We start from the raw sequence: 20,768 nt of genomic DNA, 5'->3' as shown, positions 1-20,768 counted from the left end.
ACTCGGGTTTCCGTCCGGAACTGCCGGCAGGCACAGTCTTCCTTACGCCGGCCGCTGAACCACCGGTGGCTTTCGCGCGGGAGGCTTGCTGGTGGTCACCAGCCTGACCTTGTCGATGTCCACTGTAACCGGTACGCCGAGCTTCACGGTCACCCGGTCCCCATTGACGCGCGTTACATCTCCGACGAGCTCGATCGGCTGGCCTCTCTTCACGGTCGACGTGCGGTCGATGATCGAATGCGGCTGCTCATAGGAGGGAATCGACACGCTGACGCGGTCCTCCGTCACCCGCCGGCGAACCGTTGCGGTGATGGCGACCTCGTCTCCGACCTTGATGCCTCTTGCCATAGACGCAAGACTGGTGCGGCCAGCGGATTCGTCAAGCGATCGCTAATGTATCTTTGCGCACTTTCCAGCGCGTGCCTTGGCACGCGTGCAAGAAAACCGGATCTGGCTCGTCAACAGGCTACTTCCTGCGCGACAGTGCCTTCGCCTCGCGAACGAGCGAACCCCAATTCAAGCCTAAGAAAGAAACAAGTTCTAAAGCCTGCGCTTCGGTAATACCGATCTCCCGGACAAGCCGTTGAACAACAGATTCCTGTGACTGACTGTCAGATGTGAGCGCCATGGGGAGTCCCCTATGGCGGCGCAACGTTCAAGTCAGAAATTAGTTCCCGCCAATTCCGGGCTTGGCTGCCGCCGGCGGTCCGTCATTGGCTGGAAGCGAGCTTCTGGATACGCCCTTTGTCCAGACGGAACACCCCCTCGGTGCCGCCCTGGCGCTCGAAGTCGGTCTGGAGTTCGTCCCACGTACCCAGATATTTGCCGCATTCGGCACAATGGATTTGGGTAGTGGGTTGAGCATCGATGGGGATCTGCAACCGGATCACACCGCAATACGGGCATTCCAATTTGTGATCCAGATACCTACCGGCGATCATGGCCCACCATCTCGCAATCGGCAGGTCTGCGCAAGCCGCCGATTCTTGTGCATGCCGCCAGGAGGCACAGCGATTCTGGGGCAGCGAGACGCACCAACCAACGACTGAAAGCGCTTCGCCACGCCCTCCGACATCGCGCGCCCGCCCGTCTGTATCTATGCAGAACGCGTTCATGCCCGGCGAGACCATCCACAACGATGGCTGGTGTGAGCGGGCGAGGCAGACGGCTGCCGTGCCGGGCCTTGGCCAAGCCGATGGCATTTTCGGCGCAACGCTAATATACATGACGCCCGAATGAGCAGCGCCTCCGCACACGAGGAATGCCATGCGAAGGGTCATCTTCACAGCCATGTGCATTGCCGCCGCAACAGGCGCCAATGCGCATGATTGGTACGAAGACAAGATTGACCCGGTAACGAAATTCAAGTGCTGCGGCGGTCAAGATTGCCGCGCCATCCCGCAGTCTTCGGTGCGGTCCAGAGCCGACGGCGGCTATACCTATTTGCCCGACGGTTTCAACATCCCGCGAGATCGGGTTCAGGAATCGCCGGACGGCCAATATCATATCTGCGAAAACAACTACGTGATAACCAATCAGCCCTATTTGCGCTGCTTCTTCGCGCCGCAGCTCAAGGTTTCTCGGCTGGTCGCACGCTGAGGGGATGGCCGTTTTTCGGAAAGGTCCATCGACCGGCTCAAGCGGCGGCGTGAACTAGACGCCCGAGTGCCTCGCCCTGATGATTCTGGCTTCCCGCAACAGCGCAGGACGATCGCGTCCAACCGCTTTTATCAGCCTCCTGGCTTGCGCGTCCGAAATGCCTGTTTTCTGTTTCAGCAAAATGACGAGCTGCTTGTCGTCGATCCGGTTATGGGAACTGCTTTCGCCGGGTTCGGTCATTGTTGGATCCTCCTCCGACCGAACGGAAAGAAGCCCTGAAAGGTTTCATCGCCGTTGTTGCTTTTCGTAGGCCATTGGTACCGCCGATCGCATGGCGGCAAATCAGCCGTCGCCAGACCCGCCTGAATCGGCAAAACGGCCTTTGGTCCTCAACTGCATCACATTTGCAGCGGTCGGCCGTTCCGGTCGGATGTCGGATTTGAGCGCATTGCAGACCGACGCCGGCCGCCTCCGTGCGTGCGCTGCGCTAAGCGGCCTCTGCATGCTTCATCAGGTAGCGCTCTGGCGTTCCATCTCCAATTCGGCCTTCAGGCTTTCGATGTCGCGAAAAATCGAGGCGACCGCCAGTGTGCGTCCCTTGCGCTTGAAACGCAGGAGGCAATCTTTGGCGGCGATGTCGCCTTCCACCGCGATCTCGTCCCATCGCTCCGCATGTCCAACGTAGTTGATCGGGACGTCATAATGCTGGCTCCAGAAGAACGGCACGGCAGTGTATTTCTCGCGCTGTCCGAGCATGTTCAGAGCTGCCGTCTGTCCCTGCCTTTCTGCGACCACCCAGTGCTCGACCCTGATGTTTTCGCCGGAGTGGGCATCGGGCCATCGCGCAATGTCGCCTGCCGCGAAAATGCCCGGCGCGCTCGTCTCCAGAAAGGCATCCACCATGATGCCGCGGTCGAGCCTGAGCCGAGCCTTTTCGGCAAGCCCGAGCCGCGGCCGCACGCCGATGCCGGCGACGATGAGATCCGCGGTCAGCGTAAGGCCGCTGCTCAGTTGCACGTTCGTGCCGTCGATGGCGGTCGCGGTGTCCTTGAGATGAAAGACGACGCCATTTTGCTCGTGGAGGCTGCGGATGAAGTCGCCCATCTGCGGCCCGAGGACCCGCTCCATCGGGCGTTCGTCGGGCGCGACGACATGAACTTCGATGTTCCGCGCACGCAGGGACGCGGCAACCTCGAGGCCGATGAAACTGGCGCCCAGCACGATGGCGCTGCGGGCCGTCTCGGCTTGCTCGATAATCGTGCTGCAGTCGGAGAGCGAGCGCAGCGTATGGACCTGTGGCTGATCGGCGCCCGGGATCGTGAGGCGGACCGGTTCGGCTCCCGTAGCAAGCAGCAAACGGTCGTAGGCAGTTCGGTTCCCGTCTGCGTGCACGACCTCGCCGGACCCGACATCGATGTCGGCGACGCTGGTCTTGAGGCGCAGATCAATGCCGTTCTTGGCATAGAAGCTTTCCCCGCGCAGCGGAACCCAATCCGACGGCGCCTTGCCGGCGAGGTAATCCTTGGAAAGGTTGGGGCGATCGACGGGCGGCGCCTCGTCGTCGCTGAGCATGACGATGCTGCCCTGATGGCCTTCACGACGCAGTCTTTCGGCGGCTGCGAAACCAGCCGCGCCGCCTCCGACGATCACGATTCTGCCGGCAAACTGGCCAGTGCCTCCGCTGCCGGGCTTTTGAGCCGCTCGCTTGCGCTTCTCGCCCACGAAAATGCGATCGCCGCGCTGTTCCACCGACCAGCAGGCGAGTGGACTGAACGCAGGCGCACGCACGGCTTCGCCGGTGCGCAAATCGAAGCAGGCGTGGTGCCACGGACATCGAACGGTATCCTCCACGACAAGACCGTCGACCAGCGGCCCGCCATAATGCGTGCACGCCGCCCCGATTGCGAAGACCTCTGTCCCGCGGCGCACCAACAGCACCTGTTCATCGCCATAGTGACCGACCAGCTTTGCGCCATCGGCAAGGTCGGATAGCGCGATACCTTGGGCCAGATCCGGTCCGCTCGATTTAGAGTGGTCTTGAGCCATCTTCTTTCTCCCTGCGCTATTCGATTGGAGTCCGACCGAGCCAGACTGACTCCCGACGCTGGTTTGGGCAAATCAATGATCGCCTGGCTTGCTTGCGCCAGTCGATGAGCAAAGTTCGAGGCCCGTCGCGACATCGACGCCCATCCTTTGGTGACCGTAGCGACCGAAGAATGATTTGATGGAGTTTCGTCAGATCGGTTCCCAACGGACCGACAGATTTTCGCAAGCTCCGGCCACACCGGGGGAGGCGGGCCGGACCGTCGCGCCCGCCTATCGATGACTGATGCGCCGTAAGTCGCTGAAATCCTTAACGCGATTTTCATTCCGCTCGTTTAGCCACTAGGCATGAGAGATTCCGACCAGCCTGGCCCAGATTCAGCCCTTCAGGGGCAAAGCGAAGCCGTGGAAGCGGGAATTCTGCGGGATCAGTTCGCTGACCTGAAGAAGGGCCTTTTCATCTCGATGCCCATCGGCACCGTTCTCTCGGCCCTGATCCTGGCCGTGCAGATGCTCTCGGGCGGTGGCCCGGCGGCGGTTCTGTGGTTTGCGGCGGTCACCATCATCAACGGCGCCCGCATAGGGCTGGCGCTCGCCCAGCCGGAAATTGCCTTTGATGGGCCCGATAGCCGGTCGAGTCCGGTCGATGCGCGACTTTCCGTTTACGGGCTGTTGGCGCTGGCATCGGGCATCGCCTGGTCTTTTCTGGCCGTGCTGTCGGATGGATACACCACTCCCCAGGCGCCGCTCTATCTGGTCGTCCTCGCCGGCCTGTCGGCCGGTTCGGTCACCTATGGTGCGTCATACGCGCCGGCTTCGATCAACTTCTTGACATTGCCGCTTCTGATCGCCGCAGGATGCGTGTTGGCGAAAGGCAATATCGAGAACTACGTCCTCGGCTTCACGGTCCTGCTTTTTCTTGGAGGCATGATCAGAAGCTCGCTGCTCGGGCAGGCTCGCTTCAAGGAGACGAGCCGCCTCAAATACGAAGCGCGGGCGTTCGCGGCCCGGATGGAACGAAACTCCAGGTGCGATCCGCTGACGAACTTGCTCAACAGGCACGGGCTCGAGCACGCAATCGGCGAGATGGGTTTTTCCGACGGTCCGTTCGTGACCATGCTGATCGATCTCGACGGCTTCAAATCCGTCAATGACACCTATGGTCACAATATCGGCGACGACCTGCTGGTCCGGGTCGCGCGCAGGATAGAGAACCACGCGCCGCCGGGGGCAACGATCGCGCGCATCGGCGGCGACGAGTTCGTGCTGCTCTTTCCCGCCGCAAGCTCGCAGCACTCGATAGACGAGCTTGCGTCCTTGATCATCGCGGCCATCGCCAATCCGGATCCGGCATTGAAATCGGTGCGTGTCGGCGCCTCGATCGGTATCTACGTATCGGAGACACCGCGACTGACGGAGATGCTGCTGCGCGCCGACTTCGCGCTTTACGCGGCCAAGCGCAGCGGCAGGAACGAATACTGCCTCTTCGATGCCGAGCTCGATCAAGGGCTCGAACGCAAGCACTGCATCGAGCGCGACCTGCGCGCAGCCATCGAGAGAGGCACGCTTTGCTCCTGGTTCCAGCCCATCGTTCGGCTGGACACGCAAGCGGTCGCCGGCTTCGAAGCGCTGCTGCGGTGGCAGCACCCGGTTCACGGCGCCATTCCCCCGCCGGAGATCGTGACAGCGGCACGCGAAACCGGTCTGCTTTCCTTGCTGACGGAGAAGGTCTTTCTCAATTGCTGCTCCATGATCGAGGAACTGGCGAGGAAAGGGCGCCAGGATGTGCGCGTTGCGATGAATCTGTCGCCGCGTGAACTCGAGGCAGGCAATGTCGACGATATGATGCTGGACATCCTGAAGACGAGGAATGTCCCCGCGGCCATGCTCGAGATAGAGATCACCGAAGAGGCGCCCGTGGATCGCGCCCGGGTCGACGAAAAGCTGGAACGCCTGGCGGACGCGGGCATATCGATCGTGCTGGACGATTTCGGCACCGGCTTTTCGACCCTGGTTTCGCTGAAGGACAGTCGGATCCGCAAGATCAAGATCGACAAGGACTTCGTTCGCGATCTGGCCAAGTCCGTGGAAGATCAGGCGCTGGTCAAGGCGGTCATTGATCTCGGACGAACGCTTGGCATAGAGGTCATGGCGGAGGGGGTCGAAACGGACGCCGATCGCCTGATCCTGCGCTCGCTCGATTGCATGATCGGGCAGGGCTTCCTCTTCTCGGCAGCGCTTCCCATGCACGATGCGCTGGCCTTCGAGCCGAGGCATTTCGACACCTCTGCCGCCGCAAGGGCCGCCTGTGATCCCGGGCAACTCCCGTCGCGCCGAACCGGCAGCGCCGCCTAAGGGGGTGGGCGGCTGCGGCTGCCCAACTCCTGTGTCAGAGAGCCTCGAAGGACCCTGTCGGCGACTTGGATATCAGGCCGGCAGGCCGTTTTGCTTTCGCAGGCTCTTGTCGAAGGCGGATTCGGGAACGAAACGGCGCAGCAAGCTGATCTGGCGAGCCATTTTTCCGGCAGCATAGCGCCTCCGTGGAATGGAGGCGGTCGCCGCTTGCAAGACCGTCTTGGCCACGATCTCGGGCGCATCGCCTGTCTCGATGGCTTTCCGCAGAACCACATCCATGCCGGCGCGCGCGGTGCCATAGATGTCCAGCAACTGATCGGGCCTGGCGAGATTTTCTTCAAACGACGTGCGGGTGTAGGCGGGCTCGACCAGCACCACGCGAATTCCGAACGACCGCAGTTCATGGTCTAGCGATTCTGAGTAGCCTTCGATCGCATGCTTGGTCGACGCATAGAGAGCGGAATAGGGAGCCGGAATCAGGCCCAGCACGGAACTCAAATTCACGATTCTGCCGCTCCGTTGGCGTCGCATTGTCGGCAGCACCGCGTTGGTCATCCGGATGACACCAAAGACATTGACATCAAACAGCGCCTGAGCCTGCGCAGTCGAGGATTCCTCCGCGCCGCCGAGCAGGCCGATGCCGGCATTGTTGACGAGCAGGTCTATGCGCCCTGTTTCGGCCAGCACCTCTTCGACCAGCTTCGATACGGACGCGTCGTCGGTCACGTCGCCGGTCAGCATGGTAACGCCATCGGACTGCTCGGAGATCGCGCGACGGCTGGTTCCGAACACGCGAAAGCCCGCGTTCCGGAGGGCTGCGGCTGTTGCGCGCCCGATGCCCGAGGATGCCCCTGTGACGAGGGCGACGCCAGGATTGGTCTTTTTCATGAGATCACTTTCTTGCGGCTGGAGTGGGGAAATCGGAAGGCCGAAACAAAAGCCTCAGCCAGGGAGCGGCTCGACCGTTCATGCCTGTCCGTCCCAGCGCCGGAACAGCGCGCTGGCGTTCACACCTCCGAAGCCAAAACCATTGGAGATCGCGTAGTCCATTCCCATTGGCCGGGCTTGGTTAGCGACGAAGTCTATCCCGTCGCCGGCCGGATCGGGCGCGCCCAGATTGAGGGTTGGCGGCGCCACCTGGTCCCTGAGCGCCAATATCGTGAAGATCGCGCCGAGCCCGCCGGCAGCGCCGAGCAGGTGTCCGGTCGCCGACTTGGTCCCGCTGACGGCGATCGAGAAATCCGCGCCGAAGACCCTTTTGATCGCTTCGATTTCTCCCAGGTCGCCCACCGGCGTGGAGGTCGCATGCGCATTGAGGTGGCGGATCTCGCGTGGCGAGATGCCGGCCTGGGCAATCGCGATCTCCATCGCACGTCGCGCGCCATCGCCGTCCTCGGGGCCGGAAGTGACATGATAGGCATCCGCCGTGGTGCCGTAGCCGACGACCTCGGCGAGCGGTTTCGCGCCGCGAGCCAGCGCATGGCTCAATTCCTCGATGACGAGGATACCGGCGCCTTCGCCCATGACGAACCCGTCCCGCGACATGTCGAACGGACGAGAAGCCTGATCGGGGCGGTGATTGCAGGAGGTCGAAAGCGAGCGTGCCGCTGCAAAGCCGCCCAAGCTGACGGTGTTCATGCATGCCTCGGTGCCGCCGCACAAAGCGATATCGGCCTCATTGGCGCGGATGATGCGAGCCGCATCGCCGATTGCCTGGATGCCGGCGGCGCATGCGGTTACCGGTGCGCCGATGTGGCCTTTGAAGCCGTAGCGGATCGAGACGTGGCCAGCCGCGAGGTTCACCAGGAAAGACGGCACCGTAAACGGTGAAAGGCGCCGAACGCCGCGCTGGTCGACGGTCCGTACCGCCTCGGTGATGGCGGGAAAACCTCCGACACCTGAAGCGATGATCGTCGCCGTGCGAACCCGATCCTTTTCTGAGGCCGGTTTCCATCTCGCCTGGGCAAGCGCCTCTTCTGCAGCGGCCAGCGCGAACAGGATGAAGCGGTCGACCTTGCGCTGATCCTTCGGCGCCAGGAAACCGTTCGGATCGAGGCCGGCTTGGGGATCATCCTCCAGGGAAGGAACCACGCCGCCGATCTTCGCCGGCAAATCTTCCACCACCTCGTCCGCAAGCCTGCGGATACCAGAGCGGCCGGCCAGGAGACGCGACCAGGACGTCTCGACATCCGCCGCAAGCGGCGTGACCGCGCCCATGCCCGTTACAACGATCCGTCGCATCTATTCTCCTATCAATCCCGGTCGTCAGTCCCGCGCCGTTCAAGCCGTGACTGCGTCGCGAACCTGTTCGGTGGCCGCATCCAGAAAGGCCTGAGCGAGGTCGGGGTCGTTGACGACGCGCGACAACGTCAGCGCGCCGACCATCGTCGAAAGAATGGCCATGGCCTTGCTGCTGGGCTCTTCGCCATCGGCCGCGGCGATCAACCGGCCGATGATTTCGAGATACTGCTTGATGCCGGCTTCGAATGACCCTTTCACCTCGGCCCCCTGTCTCGCGGCATCCGAGCCGAGCGCCGCGACCGGGCAGCCGTCCATCCTTTGCTCGCGATGGCCCATGCTGAGGTAGAATGCCATCACCGCCCCAAGCGGATCGCGGGGATTGGCTGCGGTCGCCGTCGCCCATCGGGCAGCCGTACTCTCCACCGCCCGTCTGGAAGCCTGTGCGACCAAGTCCTCCTTCGACGCGAACTGCTTGTAGAAGGCGCCTTGGGTCAGCCCCGCACCCTTCATCAGATCCTTGAGGCCGATGCCGTCGAACCCATGTTCCCGAAAAAGGCGGCTGGCCACGTCGATCACGGTCTGCCGGTTCTTCTCAGCCTGAATGCGGCTCACGCGCATGATCGGCCTCCATATTTAGATTGCGTACGAAATCTATATGCCATTTAGAGACTGAGCGCAATCTAATTAAGGATCCGGGATAGGCGGCTTGTCGGGGCGTAGGTTTGCGGCAGGCCAGATGCGCCCGCCGACCGGGATTCCGTGGGCCGGGCTACCCGGAACAGCTCTACGCGTTCTGGAGATCCGGCGGGGAGGTGACGGTCTCGACCGAGGGCGACAAGCAGATGAGCGCCAACACGCCGCCCGGACGCGCAGCGTGCGACTGCCGGACAGGGATGGATCTCAGAGCGTTCGTTGGCCAGGGCCTAAGAAAAAAACTTGAACCAGAGGACCTGTTCGAAGGCTTCTTCTCGAACTCAATTCCCATGCGGCAGCGTCCCGGCGAACACCGCCGTCGCCGGCCCGAATCGCCGGCGTTGGGCGTCACCGCCTTGCGAAGCTGAAGGCGAAATGGCTGCCGCGATGATAGACAGCGGCATAGACGACCGGTGTCCCGGTCGCATCGAAACAGGTTTCAGTAATGAGCAGCGCCGGCCCAAAATCGCGCAGGTCGTTGCGTTGCACGATTTCGTCCGGCAGCGTCACGGCTGAAACCGAGGCGGCCGACATACGCGGCTGATGGCGGTTTTTCTCCAACAGCGCGAGCAGCGAACCACTCCATTCGATGTCGAAAAGGCGGCCGGGCAAAAGGCCGCGCGGCACGTAATCCAGCGAGTAGATCAGGGGCACGTCGTTGTGCAGCCGCAGCCGTTCAAGCCTTATGACGCGCTCTCCGTCGGCCAGCCGCAATTGCTGCTGGATGACCGGATCGGGCGTTTCCTCGGCGATCGACAGAACCTTGTTGATGGTGTCGTAGCCATAATGGCGCGACATGTCGGTCACGCTTTCGAACATCGTGATCGGCCGGTCGACCTGCACGGCAGAGCTCGCCGTGACAAAGCGGCCGAGGCCGTGGGTGACGGAAATGACGCCGTCTTGTTCGAGAAGCTTCAGCGCTTCGCGCAGGGCAGGGCGCGAGATGCGGAAGCGCTGCGTCAACTGCGACTCGGTCGGCAGCCGGTCGCCGGGCTTGAGCCCCTCGCTTCTGATCAGGTCGGCAAGGCGGTCTCGGAGCTGGACCGCCAATGTGCGCGCATCGCGAAGCGGCTCGTCCAAGTCCGTTATCCCCATTGTGCCAACTCTCCTTTTGTTGTCGGACAATCGCGGCTAGGTCAAGCGGGGCATGTCGTGCCGCTTCACATGCTGCACACCCAAATGGACCGGAGCCGGTCCGCAAGATTTCTCTTGAAATGCCCTCATGGAGATGTCAGTTGTCTTACAACAGAAGCGATCGAGGGAACGATGCTCAATTTCGACGAAGCCCGGTTTGTACGCATTCAATCGGGGGCGGTGGCCTTGCGGGAGCGCATCGAAACCGCCGTTGCGCAATGTCTCGCCGGCGGGGCACAAAACATCTTCTTCCTCGGCACCGGGGGCGCGGCGATTCTGATGCAACCGGCCGCGCAATTGCTGCAGCGCCGGTCCGGCTTTCCCGCCTTCGTCGATATCACTGCCGAGCTGCAGCTTGCCCAATCCGTGCACCTGACCGAGAAATCGATCGTCGTGCTGCCTTCGCTCTCGGGCACCACCAAGGAAAGCGTGGCGCTGCTGGCCAGGATCAGGGAGATCGGAGCGACGGTGATCGCGCTGGTCGGGCATGAGGACACGCCGCTCGGCGCGGGCGGGGACCACGTCTTCGTCAACTTCGCTGAGGACGACACCTCCTGCGAGTCCTTCTACCTCCAGTCGCTGTTCATCGCGCTTTCGGTGCTGAAGCATCGGGGCGAGCTGGCCGAATCCGAACGAATTTTCGCCGAACTGGCGCAGTTGCCGCGATTGCTGCTGGAGGTGAAGCGGAGCTATGAAAAGCAAGCCGCCGACTTCGCCCGAAAACTGGCCGCCTCCGACTATCACATCATAACCGGCGCCGGGAACGTTTGGCCGCAGGCTTGGTATTACGGCATGTGCATCCTGGAAGAGATGCAATGGATCCGGACCCGTCCGGTGCATGCCTCCGATTTTTTCCACGGCACGCTGGAGCTGGTGGAAAAAGACGTGAGCGTGGTTCTCTTCAAGGGCGAGGACAGCGCCCGGCCGCTGGCCGAGCGGGTCGAGAATTTCGCAGCTAATTACACGGACAAGACGACGGTGCTCGACACGGCCGCCTTCGAACTGCCCGGGATTTCTGCGGACGTGCGCGCGCTGGTTTCGCCGGTCGTGCTGGCCACCGCCCTCGAACGCGTCAGTGCTCATCTCGAGGTGATCCGCAACCACCCGCTGACGACGCGCCGCTACTATAAACGCGTAGCCTATTGAGCGCTTGCCTTTAGCGGCAGCGCTTCATGGCGTAGCAGAGGGGATATGACGGCTCAATTTCGATTTGCCGCCGTCGGCGACAATTGCACTGACCGCCTCGGCTTGCCGATCGGGCGCTCGCTGGTCGGCGGCAACGCGCTCAACGTCGCCGTCCAACTCGCCCGGCTTGGCAATAGGAGCTTCTATTTCGGCGCCGTCGGCCGCGACGCCGAAGGCGAGCGCACCCGCGCCGAGCTCGAAGCCAATCGGGTCGTGGTCGACCACCTGCGAGTCGGCGACCGCAAAACCGCCTGGACCGACATCAAAGTGTTGCCGTCAGGTGAGCGGCTGATCGCTGCCGAGGATTTCGGCGCCTGCGCCGGATACGCGCCGCACGAGGCCGAACTTGCGATCCTGGAGGCGATGAATCACGTCCATATCGGCTGGCTGGATGACGGCGGCGCCTTGCGCAGGCGCCTGTCGCGGGCAGGCGTCAGCGTCTCGCAGGACATTTCGGTCAACGCCGATCCGGCCAATCTCGGCGTCGAGGGCCTGAGCATAGCCTTCTGCTCGACCGGCGAACCCTATGGTGCCGCGGCGGCGATGGCGGCGGATCTTCTGTCGCGCGGCGCAGGCTGCGCCGTCGTCATGCGCGGTGCCGAGGGGTCGATGGCGTTCACGGCCCGCGAGCGCGCCGAGACCGGCATCCGTCCGGTCGAGGTCGTCGACACGACCGGCGCCGGCGACAGTTTCATTGCCGGCTTTCTCCACGCCTGGCTGGCCAAAAAGCCGCTGTTGCAATGTCTCGAAAGCGGCCGCGATCGCGCCGCGCTGACCTGCTGCCATCTCGGCGGCTTCCCCCAGGAGGGAATGCCGCACTGAAGTTCAGCGCTTCAGCGAGCGCCCGAACCGTTCCTCGATGCGGGACTGCAGGAATTCGAGCCCGATCGACAGCAGCCAGTAGATCATCGAGGCGGTGATCAGCATCTCGATGTGCCGGAACTCGGTCTGGCCCTGCGTGCGCGCCAGATACATGATCTCCCATACGCCGACCACCGAAATCAGCGAGGAATCCTTCAGCATCGCGATGAACTGGTTGCCGGTCGGGGGAACGATGACGCGCATCGCTTGCGGCAGGATCACCAGGAACATCGTCTGGTTGGGGCTGAGGCCAAGCGCGGTGGCGCCCTCGGTCTGGCCGCGCGGAATGCTTTCGATGCCGGCGCGGAAAATCTCGGTCATGTAGGCGCCGTAGCAAAGCGACAGCGCCATGATGCCGGCGGGCACGGCCCCGATCACGTAGCCGACCTGCGGCAGGCCGAGATAGATGATGTAGATCTGCATCAGCAACGGCAGCCCGCGGAACAGCGAGGTGTAGAACGTTGCCAGGCCATAGACGACGCCGTTCTTGGAGAGCTTGGCTATGGCGCCGATGAAGGCGATGACCGTGGCGATGGCGATCGAAATGGCGGAGATGTAGAGCGTCGTCACCACGCCCTGCGAGACGAGGAAGCCGATCTTCCTGGCAATGAAAGAGAACGACAGGTCGAAGGAATAGAAGAACAGCATCAGCAGCACGAACAGCTCGATCCACACCGCCACGATCTGCTGTTTGCGCCCGAGTTGCTGCAGGGCTTTCCAGTTGGCCGCCGCGATCAGCGCGATCAGCACCGCCGAAACGCCTCGCGCTGCCGCGGGATTGGCGGCAAGCCATTCGAGGGAGCTCGGAACCAGCTTGCCGATCCAGTCGGCTTTGATGCCAAGGCCATAAAGGCCTGCAGCGAACGCGGCGAGCGCCAGGCACATGCCGATGCGACGCGCGGCGTCCGGATAATTGAGCAGCAGTCTGCCGATCACCTGTCGATCTCCCTGTGGTCAGCGGGGGCGTTCGCGCCACCAATCTTGCGCCTGTAGCTTCCAATAGGTGAGTTGCGCCGCGGCAAGCCCGGCCGGCCCGCCCGCCCAGGTCAGTCCGAACCGTTCGAACAGCCGGTAACGGTCCGACTGGCCGAGTATCGCCTCGGCCACTACCTTGCCGGCCATGGCGGTGGTGTTGATGCCATGGCCGCCAAACGCCGTGAGATACCAGACGCCTGGCTGCAGCTGTCCGATCTGGGGCATCAGGTGCCGGGCGTAGGCCATCAGCCCCGACCAGGCGAGTTCGGTCTTGAGCGCAGCGAGCTGAGGATAGGTTCCGACCATCTCCCGGCGCAATTCCCTGGCCAGCGCCGCCGGCGAAGCGGCCCGCGTGGTGATGCGCCCACCCCAGAGCAGCCGCCGCCCGTCTTCCACGACGCGGTAGTAGTCGCCGGCGCGGCGGCTATCGCCTATGCCGTCGGTCGTCGCGATGGCGCTGGCGATGAGCTCCGGGGCCTCCTCGCTCAGCATCACATAGGTCGCAATCGGCAACATGGCCCGCCTCAACTGGCCGAGCAGCCGTCCTGTGTAGCCGCCGGTGGCGAACACCGCCTGCCGCGCGCGTACTTCGCCGTTTGCTGTGCGCATGGTCTTTTGCGGGCCGTCGAGTCTCGCCTCGACGGCGCTCGACGCCTCGTGGATCCTGCCGCCCAGCCGCTCGATCTCCTCGGCGACGGAGCGCAGATAGTTGAGCGGATGAATGTGGAAGGCGTTGGCGTCGCGCAGGCCCTGATAGTAGCGCTCGGACTGCAGCACCGCGCGCACCTGGTCACGCTCGAGATATTCGAGCGGATAGTCGAAATCCCGCGCCAGCCGTTCGGCGTGGGCCTTCAGTTCGGCGCCGCCGTCATGGCGAAGCACGCCGATAATTCCGGGGCGAGGCTTTGCCGTCTTGATGTCGAGATCCTTGATCGTCTGGCGCACGAATTCAACGCCTTCGATCGACAATCGGTGCAGCTTCTGTGCCGCCGCGGTGCCGGCCATCGCGGCGATATTGTCGCTGCCGGTGGCGAAGCCGGGGCTGACGAAGCCGCCGTTGCGGCCCGAGGCGCCGAAGCCGACGCGCTCGGCTTCGAGCAGGACGACTTCGCGCCCGGCGCGGGCCAGCTGCAGCGCCGTCGTCAGACCGGCCAGTCCGCCGCCGACAATGACCGTGTCGCATTCGGCCAGACCCGCCAATGGTGGTCTGACCTTCTCGTCGGCAAGCGTGCGGCGATAGTAAGTATCGGGATAGGTCATGATGAATCGCATGAGAGCGGGCGGCCTTGAAAGCCGCCCGCGAAGAACGTCAGTCGGTGCTGTAGTTCTTGCCGTACCATTTGGTGGTCAGCGTGGCGAGCGTGCCGTCCTTTTTCATCTCGTCGATGATGCCGCCGACCTTGGTGGTCCACTCGGCGTCACCCTTGTCCGCGATCACCACCAGCGGCTCGCGGAAGGCGTAGTCGCCCTCGAGGATGCGCAGCGGATACCCGTTCTTGATGGCGTTCTGGGCGGTCTGCTCGGGCGCGATGACTGCGTCGAGCCGCACGCCGTCCCCAAGTCTCAAATCGTCGAATGGCAGCATGGAATCGGCAAAGGTCCGTATCTCGCCGGGTTGCAGCTTGTATTCGACTGGCGGAAGGCCGGGAGCGTCGATCTCCAGCTGACGGCGGATGAAATCTTCCGAAGTCGTGGCGGTTTCGACACCGATCACCTTGCCGTTCAGGTCGTTCACGGACTTCGCCTTGCTGTCCTTGTGGACCACATAAACATAAGGGCTGTAATAATAGATGCCGGCGAAATCGATCACCTTGGCCCGGGCCTTGGTCGGCGTCACCGAGCCGACGCCGAGGTCGTAGCGGCCCTGCCAGTGGCCGCCGGTCATTGTGGCCCAGTCGGGCGTCTCGAAGCTGACCTCCACGCCCAGACGCTTGGCGATCTCTTTCGAGACGTCGATATCAAACCCCACCAGCTGGTTGCTTTCGTCGAGAAAGCTCTGCGGCGGCCAGCCGCTGTTGGTCGCGACCACCATGGCCTTCTTGGATGTGACGCGATCCAGGGTTTCTCCCGCTCGCGCTGCCGACACGAATGCGAGCGCGCCGGCAGCCAGCGCGAAACAAGCGATCAATCTCCTCACGAAACCTCCCTCTCGTATGTAAGATGTCTGACAACGCAATTGTCCGGAAGGGGCAGGGCGAGTCAAGCATCTTTTGTCGGGCATTGCCGAGTTCAGCCTGCAATGAGCGTCCACTGCTCGGCGCTCGTGCTGCCCCCGGCCCCAGGCTCAACTCCGATGCCGAAGCGCCTCGACGACGACTGCCATCGCCGGAGAAAGCTGCCGCCGGCTCGGATAATAGAGGTGATAGCCCGGAAAGGGCAGGCTCCAATCGTCGAGCACGAGCGTCAGCCGCCCCTCCGCGATGTGGCGGCTGACGAGGTTTTCCGGGACATAAGCGATGCCGTAGCCGCTTACCGCCGCATCGATCATCGGCAGGGTCGAGTTGAAGGTCAGCTGGCCATCGACCCGGACCCGAAGCTCGCGGCCCTTCTTCTCGAACTCCCAGGCATAGAGCCCGCCAAACGTCGCCTGCCGCAGGCCGATGCAGTCATGCCCGACCAGATCCTGCGGTGTCCTCGGGACTGGGCGGCGGGAGAAATACTCCGGCGAGGCGATGGCCACCAGCCGCCAGTCGGGGCCGATCCGCACCGCGATCATGTCCCGGTCGACGCTCTCGCCAAGCCGCACGCCGGCGTCGAAGCGCTCCTCCACGATGTTGCGCATGCCATTGTCGCTGTAGAGCTCGACGCGCAAGTCGGGATAGTCGCAGAGCATCGGTTCGAGCTTCGGCCAGACCGTCGTCTGCAGCGCATGGTCGGACAGCGTGATGCGTACCGTGCCAGCGGGCTTGTCTCGGAAGGCGACCAGACCCGCGAGATCCGCCTCGATTTCCTCGAAGCGTGGGGCGAGCGACTGGTAGAGCCGCTCGCCGGCTTCCGTCGGCGCCACGCTTCGCGTCGTGCGCGTAAGCAGGCGAACGCCGAGGCGAGCTTCCAACTGCTTGATGGTGTGGCTGAGCGTCGACTGTGACGTGCCGAGTTCCGCCGCCGCCCTGGTGAAGCTGCGCTCCCGGGCGACAGCCAGGAACCACAGCAAATCTTTCATGTCGCCGCGCTGCATGGAGAACCTCCTGGTCGATTTATATCACAGGTCGATAAGTCCATCCGGATTATCTGCTCTAATCGAATTGGTTGCACTGCAATATCTTCCGGGCAGGTCGCGGCGGCCGTGGCCGATTCCGGCGCCCCGCTTGCAAGGATGCCCCCGAATGGAAACCACTTACGACATAAGGCTTGTCGAAGACCGCGCCATGCGGGGGGCGGTGCTCTCGATGGCGCTTTGCGTTTCGGTGCTCATCGCCTCGGAGTTCATGCCGGTCAGCCTGCTGTCGCCGATCGCGACCGATCTCGGTATCACCGAGGGTCGGGCGGGCCAGGCGATCTCGATTTCGGGCATTTTCGCTGTCGTGACCAGCCTGCTGGTCGCCGGCCTGACGCGCCGCATCGATCGCAGGCTGGTAGTCACCGGCTTCACTGTGCTTCTCATCGCGTCCGGGCTTGCCGTCACCTTCGCCCCCAACTACGCGTTCCTGATGGCCGGCCGCGCGCTGCTCGGCATGGCGATCGGCGGCTTCTGGTCGATGTCGACCGCGATCGTCATGCGCCTCGTCCCCGAGGAGCAGGTCCCTAAGGGCCTCGCCATGCTGAACGCCGGCAACGCCGTCGCGGCCACCATTGCCGCGCCGCTGGGCAGCCTGCTTGGGGCCTATGTCGGTTGGCGCGGCGCGTTCTTCCTGGTCGTGCCGCTCGGGTTCCTGGCGCTCGTCTGGCAGTGGCTCAGCCTGCCGCCGCTCCCGCCGCGTCGGCGGAAGGGGCCGGGCAACAGCCTGGCTCTTCTCGGCCGTCCTCCGGTCGCCGTCGGCATGGCATCGGTCATGATGCTGTTCATGGGTCAGTTCGCGCTCTTCACCTATCTGCGTCCCTTCCTCGAAAGGGTCACCCAGGTCGACGTCGCGACGCTTTCGGCGATCCTGCTGGTCATGGGGCTCGCGGGCGTCGGCGGCACCTGGTGCATCGGCCGGCTGCTGCGCGCGCGTCTGTTCAGCATCCTGATCGTCATTCCGCTGGTCATGGCCGTGCTTGCGCTCGCGCTCATCGCCCTCGGCGCAATACCCCTTCCTACAGCCCTGCTGCTTATCGCCTGGGGTTTCTTCGGCACGGCCGCGCCCGTCGTCTGGGGCACCTGGCTCAGCCGCACGCTGCCTGAAGACGGGGAGGCCGGCGGCGGGTTGCAGGTGGCCGTCATCCAGCTTGCCATTACCGGCGGCGCCGCGATCGGCGGCACGCTTTTCGACAGGGTCGGCTGGTGGGGAGCCTTCGCCTTCGGCGCGGCGCTGCTTTGCGGATCGGCGCTCGCCGCGTTGGCCGCATCGCGCATGGCCGGGAGGTCTCTGCCATGACGACCGACCGTCCCACGCTCAGCCGCCGCATTTTGCTCGGCGCCGCGCTCGCATCAACGCTCCTGCCGCGGCGCGCCCGCAGCCAGCAGGGCAGGGGCCCGGCCAGCCAGGAACCCGCCGACATGAAGATCAGAATGACATTCGATGGCCGAACCATGACGGCCACGCTCTACGACAATCCTTCGGCACGCGATTTCTTTTCCATGCTGCCGCTCGATCTCACGATCGACGACTACGCGCACAACGAAAAGATCGCCTATCTGCCGCGCAAGGTGACCGAAGAGGGCAGCGGCCCGTTCGGCAACGAGCAGCCCTATGACCTCTGCTACTTCGTGCCCTGGGGCAATCTGGCGATGTTCTACGCCGACTACCGCCATCCCGGGCTGATCAGGCTCGGCCGCTTCGACGGGGGCGAAGAGGCCCTGCACATACGCGGCGAGTTCCCGCTGCGCATCGAACGCATGTGAGAACGCAAAGGAGATCACCATGGACATTCTTCGCGCTGGCACGAGGCCGTCCGGCAAGGGGCCTTCCGACTGGTTCACCGGCACGGTCCGGATCGATCCGCTCTTCAATCCCTTCGATGCCGCGCGGGTGCAGGGCGCGCAGGTCACCTTCGAGCCCGGCGCCCGCACCGCCTGGCATACGCATCCGCTGGGGCAGACGCTGATCGTCGTCTCCGGCCGTGGCCGCGTGCAGCGCGAGGGCGGGCCGCTCGAGGAGATCCGCCCCGGCGACGTCGTCTGGTTCGCGCCCGGCGAGAAGCATTGGCACGGCGCGTCGCCCGAGACGGCCATGACTCACATTGCCCTCCAGGAGGTCAAGGACGGCAAGGTCGTGGACTGGCTGGAACATGTCAGCGACGCCGACTACCGCGCCTGATCACCGATCGAACGAAAAGGAAAGCAAAATGCTCGCAACTGTTCTTCATAAGCCCGGCGATATCCGCTGCGAGGAAATCGAGGACCCGAAGATCCTTCGCCCGACGGACGCCATCATCAAGCTCTCGGCGAGTTGCATCTGCGGCTCGGACCTGTGGCCGTATCGCGGGCTGCAGCCGATCGATCGCCCGATGCATATGGGCCACGAATATTGCGGCATCGTCGTCGAGGTCGGCGCGGAGGTGCGCAACGTGCGCCCCGGCCAGTTCGTCGTCGGCTCCTTCTGCCTCTCCGACAACACCTGCCCGCATTGCCGCTTCGGCTTCCAGTCCTCCTGCGTGCAACGCGAGTTCATGTCGGGCGCGCAGGCGCCTTATGCCCGCGTGCCGCTGGCCGACGGCACCCTGGTGGCGACTTCCGAGGTTCCGGCGGCCGACCTTGTGCCTGACCTGTTGGCCGTCTCGGATGTGCTCGGCACCGGCTGGTATGCGGCGGATGCGGCCGAGGTGCGCCAAGGATCGACGGTTGTCGTCGTCGGCGACGGCGCCGTCGGCCTGATGGGCGTGCTCGCGGCGAGCGAGATGGGCGCGCAGCGCATCATCGCCATGAGCCGGCACGAGAGCCGCCAGAAACTCGCGCGCGAGTTCGGCGCGACCGACATCGTGGCCGAGCGCGGCGAGGAAGGCATCGCCCGCATCAAGGAACTGACCGCGGGCGTCGGCGCGGACTCGGTGCTGGAATGCGTCGGTACGGCCGAATCCTTCGACCAGGCGCTGGCCTGCTCGCGCCCCGGGGGCACCATCGGCTATGTCGGCGTGCCGCATGGCGTGAGCTTCGACGGCCAGAAACTGTTCTTCGGCCAGAAGCGCATGCTCGGCGGCCCGGCGCCGGTGCGCCGCTTCCTGCCCGACCTGATGGAGCGCGTGCTCAAGGGCAGGATCAAGCCCGGCAAGGTCTTCGACCTCAAGCTGCCGCTGACTGAGGTCGCCGAGGGCTACCGCGCCATGGACGAGCGGCGCGCCATCAAGGTCATGCTCGAGGTCTAGGCACCGGCGATGGTCGCGACGGACACAGCAGCCGACGAAAGCCGGACGATGGCGAGATTGCTGCCCATCATGGCGGCGGTCTTTGCCGGCTTCCTGCTCATCGGCCTGGCGCTGCCCGTCCTGCCGCTGCATCTGCATGACAGGCTCGGCTTCGGCCCGTTCGCCGTCGGGCGAGTGACGGGCAGCCAGTTCGTCGCCTCGCTGCTCTCGCGCATTGGTGCCGGAAACTATGCTGATCTGCGTGGCGGCAAGCGGGCCGTCGTGGTCGGCCTTGTCGCCGCCGCGCTGGCCGGGCTTGTCTATCTCGGCTCGCTGGCTTTGCTCGCTCAGCCGGCCGCGTCCGCTACGGTGCTCTTCGTGGGCAGGGCGGTGCTGGGCGCGGCCGAGAGCTTTATCATCACCGGCGGCGTCGCCTGGGGCCTGGCGCTTGCCGGCGGACAGAACTCCGGCAAGGTCATCGCCTGGATCGGCATGGCAATGTTCGCGGCGCTGGCGCTCGGCGCGCCGATCGGGTCCGCGCTCTATGAAGCCGGGGGCTTCGCCGCGATCGCTCTCGCCACAATGGTCCTGCCCCTTGCAACACTGCTCGCCACTCTGCCGATGCGCGGCGTCAAGGCCGCCGGCAGCGCCGCGCGGCAGTCCTGGACGAGCGTCGCGCAAGCGGTTTGGCTTCCGGGCGTCGGAGCGGCCCTCAGCAGCCTCGGCTATGGCGCGATCCTGTCCTTCGCAGCGCTGCTCTTTGCCGAGCGCGGCTGGCATCCGGTGTGGCTTCCCTTCACCGCCTATGCGGCATCGCTGATCGCGGCAAGGCTGTGCTTCGGCCACCTGCCGGACAGACTCGGCGGCGCCCGCGTCGCCGCCATCTTCGTGGTGGTCGAGGCGGCGGGCCTTCTATCGATCTGGCTGGCACCGGGGCCGCTCGTCGCGGCCATCGGAGCAGGCCTGACCGGGCTCGGCTACTCGCTGGTCTATCCGGGCCTCGGCGCCGAGGCGGTCGCCCATCTCCCCGCAAGCAGCCGCGGCCTTGCCGTGGGGCTCTACACCGTCTTTCTCGACGTGGCGCTCGGCTTCGGCAGCCCGGCGCTCGGCCTGATCGCCGCGTCCGCCGGGCTGCGGTTCGTCTTCCTCGCCGCCGCCGCGGCGGCCCTTCCGGCTTTGGCCATCGCGCTCTTGCTTCGCCGCAGGTCAGCCTGGGCAACGATGTAACGGAAAGCGCGCCGCCGCTGCGCCGTTTCTGC

At 64.2% G+C, this 20,768-nt stretch carries 22 protein-coding genes; 10 read left to right on the top strand and 12 right to left on the bottom strand.

The features are described 5' to 3' along the window. Positions 1 to 42 precede the first annotated feature (42 nt). Together CK218_RS20710 and CK218_RS20705 are read right to left on the bottom strand one after the other, a co-directional pair. Positions 43 to 348: a hypothetical protein gene (locus CK218_RS20710; protein ID WP_066992982.1), complete on the bottom strand. Its 306-nt coding sequence runs from the start codon at positions 346 to 348 to the stop codon at positions 43 to 45. Positions 349 to 710: 362 nt separating this feature from the next. Then, positions 711 to 941, bottom strand: coding sequence for a hypothetical protein (locus tag CK218_RS20705; RefSeq protein ID WP_066992985.1), 231 nt, complete (start codon positions 939 to 941; stop codon positions 711 to 713). Positions 942 to 1,266: 325 nt separating this feature from the next. Between CK218_RS20705 and CK218_RS20700 the strand changes: the two genes are divergently transcribed. After that, positions 1,267 to 1,599 (top strand): hypothetical protein, encoded by a 333-nt coding sequence (locus CK218_RS20700; protein ID WP_143749669.1) that lies wholly within the window; start codon positions 1,267 to 1,269, stop codon positions 1,597 to 1,599. Positions 1,600 to 1,653: 54 nt separating this feature from the next. On the opposite strand, the gene CK218_RS20695 is transcribed toward CK218_RS20700, so the two are convergent. After that, positions 1,654 to 1,839, bottom strand: coding sequence for a hypothetical protein (locus CK218_RS20695; protein WP_066992988.1), 186 nt, complete (start codon positions 1,837 to 1,839; stop codon positions 1,654 to 1,656). Positions 1,840 to 2,109: 270 nt separating this feature from the next. Then, on the bottom strand, positions 2,110 to 3,645 hold the full coding sequence (locus tag CK218_RS20690; protein WP_095828721.1) for an FAD-dependent oxidoreductase: 1,536 nt from the start codon (positions 3,643 to 3,645) through the stop codon (positions 2,110 to 2,112). Between the two features lie 402 nt (positions 3,646 to 4,047). Between CK218_RS20690 and CK218_RS20685 the strand changes: the two genes are divergently transcribed. Further along, complete coding sequence (locus tag CK218_RS20685; protein ID WP_245435118.1) at positions 4,048 to 5,997, top strand: GGDEF domain-containing phosphodiesterase; 1,950 nt, start codon at positions 4,048 to 4,050, stop codon at positions 5,995 to 5,997. A 72-nt stretch (positions 5,998 to 6,069) separates the two neighbouring features. Here CK218_RS20685 and CK218_RS20680 read toward each other — a convergent pair whose 3' ends face one another. From CK218_RS20680 to CK218_RS20670, 3 genes are all read right to left on the bottom strand, one after another. Next, on the bottom strand, positions 6,070 to 6,885 hold the full coding sequence (locus CK218_RS20680; protein WP_095828719.1) for an oxidoreductase: 816 nt from the start codon (positions 6,883 to 6,885) through the stop codon (positions 6,070 to 6,072). Positions 6,886 to 6,963: 78 nt separating this feature from the next. After that, positions 6,964 to 8,238, bottom strand: a complete 1,275-nt coding sequence (gene fabF, locus CK218_RS20675; protein ID WP_095828718.1) for a beta-ketoacyl-ACP synthase II — start codon at positions 8,236 to 8,238, stop codon at positions 6,964 to 6,966. Positions 8,239 to 8,277: 39 nt separating this feature from the next. Next, entirely contained in the window at positions 8,278 to 8,856 is a 579-nt protein-coding gene (locus tag CK218_RS20670) for a TetR/AcrR family transcriptional regulator (RefSeq protein WP_095828717.1), read from the bottom strand. A gap of 194 nt (positions 8,857 to 9,050) precedes the next feature. Here CK218_RS20670 and CK218_RS30280 point away from each other — a divergent pair, with 194 nt between their 5' ends. Further along, positions 9,051 to 9,299, top strand: a complete 249-nt coding sequence (locus tag CK218_RS30280; protein ID WP_143749668.1) for a hypothetical protein — start codon at positions 9,051 to 9,053, stop codon at positions 9,297 to 9,299. Here CK218_RS30280 and CK218_RS20665 read toward each other — a convergent pair. Then, positions 9,280 to 10,011 carry a GntR family transcriptional regulator gene (locus CK218_RS20665; protein ID WP_095828805.1) on the bottom strand — a complete coding sequence of 244 codons (732 nt, stop codon included), beginning with the start codon at positions 10,009 to 10,011 and terminating at the stop codon, positions 9,280 to 9,282. The genes CK218_RS30280 and CK218_RS20665 overlap by 20 nt on opposite strands. Positions 10,012 to 10,197: 186 nt before the next feature. On the opposite strand from CK218_RS20665, the gene CK218_RS20660 reads away from it, so the two are divergent. Both CK218_RS20660 and CK218_RS20655 read left to right on the top strand, forming a co-directional pair. Then, a complete protein-coding gene (locus tag CK218_RS20660) occupies positions 10,198 to 11,211 on the top strand; it encodes an SIS domain-containing protein (protein WP_095828716.1) in 1,014 nt (337 codons plus the stop codon). A 45-nt stretch (positions 11,212 to 11,256) separates the two neighbouring features. Continuing rightward, on the top strand, positions 11,257 to 12,072 hold the full coding sequence (locus CK218_RS20655; protein WP_095828715.1) for a PfkB family carbohydrate kinase: 816 nt from the start codon (positions 11,257 to 11,259) through the stop codon (positions 12,070 to 12,072). 3 nt (positions 12,073 to 12,075) lie between these two features. Here the strand turns inward: CK218_RS20655 and CK218_RS20650 are convergent, their stop codons facing one another. The 4 genes from CK218_RS20650 to CK218_RS20635 form a co-directional block, all read right to left on the bottom strand. Then, positions 12,076 to 13,047 carry an amino acid ABC transporter permease gene (locus tag CK218_RS20650; protein ID WP_066993007.1) on the bottom strand — a complete coding sequence of 324 codons (972 nt, stop codon included), beginning with the start codon at positions 13,045 to 13,047 and terminating at the stop codon, positions 12,076 to 12,078. An 18-nt stretch (positions 13,048 to 13,065) separates the two neighbouring features. Beyond that, positions 13,066 to 14,346, bottom strand: coding sequence for an FAD-binding oxidoreductase (locus tag CK218_RS20645; RefSeq protein WP_095828804.1), 1,281 nt, complete (start codon positions 14,344 to 14,346; stop codon positions 13,066 to 13,068). 49 nt (positions 14,347 to 14,395) lie between these two features. After that, positions 14,396 to 15,223 carry a transporter substrate-binding domain-containing protein gene (locus CK218_RS20640; RefSeq protein ID WP_245435115.1) on the bottom strand — a complete coding sequence of 276 codons (828 nt, stop codon included), beginning with the start codon at positions 15,221 to 15,223 and terminating at the stop codon, positions 14,396 to 14,398. A gap of 147 nt (positions 15,224 to 15,370) precedes the next feature. Then, complete coding sequence (locus CK218_RS20635; protein WP_095828713.1) at positions 15,371 to 16,264, bottom strand: LysR family transcriptional regulator; 894 nt, start codon at positions 16,262 to 16,264, stop codon at positions 15,371 to 15,373. A gap of 148 nt (positions 16,265 to 16,412) precedes the next feature. Between CK218_RS20635 and CK218_RS20630 the strand changes: the two genes are divergently transcribed. From CK218_RS20630 to CK218_RS20610, 5 genes are read left to right on the top strand one after another with little or no spacing between them, the layout of a single operon-like run. Further along, entirely contained in the window at positions 16,413 to 17,603 is a 1,191-nt protein-coding gene (locus tag CK218_RS20630) for an MFS transporter (RefSeq protein WP_179294555.1), read from the top strand. Further along, positions 17,600 to 18,070 carry a cyclophilin-like fold protein gene (locus tag CK218_RS20625; RefSeq protein WP_095828712.1) on the top strand — a complete coding sequence of 157 codons (471 nt, stop codon included), beginning with the start codon at positions 17,600 to 17,602 and terminating at the stop codon, positions 18,068 to 18,070. Before CK218_RS20630 ends, CK218_RS20625 begins: the two co-directional genes overlap by 4 nt. 19 nt (positions 18,071 to 18,089) lie before the next feature. Further along, on the top strand, positions 18,090 to 18,485 hold the full coding sequence (locus CK218_RS20620) for a cupin domain-containing protein (RefSeq protein WP_095783361.1): 396 nt from the start codon (positions 18,090 to 18,092) through the stop codon (positions 18,483 to 18,485). A 28-nt stretch (positions 18,486 to 18,513) separates the two neighbouring features. Further along, the gene (locus CK218_RS20615) at positions 18,514 to 19,530 is read left to right on the top strand and encodes a zinc-dependent alcohol dehydrogenase family protein (RefSeq protein ID WP_095783362.1); all 1,017 of its coding nucleotides are present in this window, start codon (positions 18,514 to 18,516) and stop codon (positions 19,528 to 19,530) included. A 9-nt stretch (positions 19,531 to 19,539) separates the two neighbouring features. Continuing rightward, a complete protein-coding gene (locus tag CK218_RS20610; protein WP_095828711.1) occupies positions 19,540 to 20,736 on the top strand; it encodes an arabinose transporter in 1,197 nt (398 codons plus the stop codon). Positions 20,737 to 20,768 lie beyond the last annotated feature (32 nt).

The organism is Mesorhizobium sp. WSM3879 (assembly GCF_002294915.1).
Lineage (GTDB): Bacteria > Pseudomonadota > Alphaproteobacteria > Rhizobiales > Rhizobiaceae > Mesorhizobium.
Note: the sequence above shows the minus strand (reverse complement) of the source record. Positions and strands in the feature narration are given on the sequence as shown.

Bases quoted from the DNA above. Each gene is read 5' to 3' on its own strand.
- CK218_RS20710 (WP_066992982.1), bottom strand. From the start codon at position 348: ATGGCAAGAGGCATCAAGGTCGGAGACGAGGTCGCCATCACCGCAACG.
- CK218_RS20705 (WP_066992985.1), bottom strand. From the start codon at position 941: ATGATCGCCGGTAGGTATCTGGATCACAAATTGGAATGCCCGTATTGC.
- CK218_RS20700 (WP_143749669.1), top strand. From the start codon at position 1,267: ATGCGAAGGGTCATCTTCACAGCCATGTGCATTGCCGCCGCAACAGGC.
- CK218_RS20695 (WP_066992988.1), bottom strand. From the start codon at position 1,839: ATGACCGAACCCGGCGAAAGCAGTTCCCATAACCGGATCGACGACAAG.
- CK218_RS20690 (WP_095828721.1), bottom strand. From the start codon at position 3,645: ATGGCTCAAGACCACTCTAAATCGAGCGGACCGGATCTGGCCCAAGGT.
- CK218_RS20680 (WP_095828719.1), bottom strand. From the start codon at position 6,885: ATGAAAAAGACCAATCCTGGCGTCGCCCTCGTCACAGGGGCATCCTCG.
- fabF (WP_095828718.1), bottom strand. From the start codon at position 8,238: ATGCGACGGATCGTTGTAACGGGCATGGGCGCGGTCACGCCGCTTGCG.
- CK218_RS20670 (WP_095828717.1), bottom strand. From the start codon at position 8,856: ATGCGCGTGAGCCGCATTCAGGCTGAGAAGAACCGGCAGACCGTGATC.
- CK218_RS20660 (WP_095828716.1), top strand. From the start codon at position 10,198: ATGCTCAATTTCGACGAAGCCCGGTTTGTACGCATTCAATCGGGGGCG.
- CK218_RS20655 (WP_095828715.1), top strand. From the start codon at position 11,257: ATGACGGCTCAATTTCGATTTGCCGCCGTCGGCGACAATTGCACTGAC.
- CK218_RS20645 (WP_095828804.1), bottom strand. From the start codon at position 14,346: ATGACCTATCCCGATACTTACTATCGCCGCACGCTTGCCGACGAGAAG.
- CK218_RS20635 (WP_095828713.1), bottom strand. From the start codon at position 16,264: ATGCAGCGCGGCGACATGAAAGATTTGCTGTGGTTCCTGGCTGTCGCC.
- CK218_RS20630 (WP_179294555.1), top strand. From the start codon at position 16,413: ATGGAAACCACTTACGACATAAGGCTTGTCGAAGACCGCGCCATGCGG.
- CK218_RS20625 (WP_095828712.1), top strand. From the start codon at position 17,600: ATGACGACCGACCGTCCCACGCTCAGCCGCCGCATTTTGCTCGGCGCC.
- CK218_RS20620 (WP_095783361.1), top strand. From the start codon at position 18,090: ATGGACATTCTTCGCGCTGGCACGAGGCCGTCCGGCAAGGGGCCTTCC.
- CK218_RS20615 (WP_095783362.1), top strand. From the start codon at position 18,514: ATGCTCGCAACTGTTCTTCATAAGCCCGGCGATATCCGCTGCGAGGAA.
- CK218_RS20610 (WP_095828711.1), top strand. From the start codon at position 19,540: ATGGTCGCGACGGACACAGCAGCCGACGAAAGCCGGACGATGGCGAGA.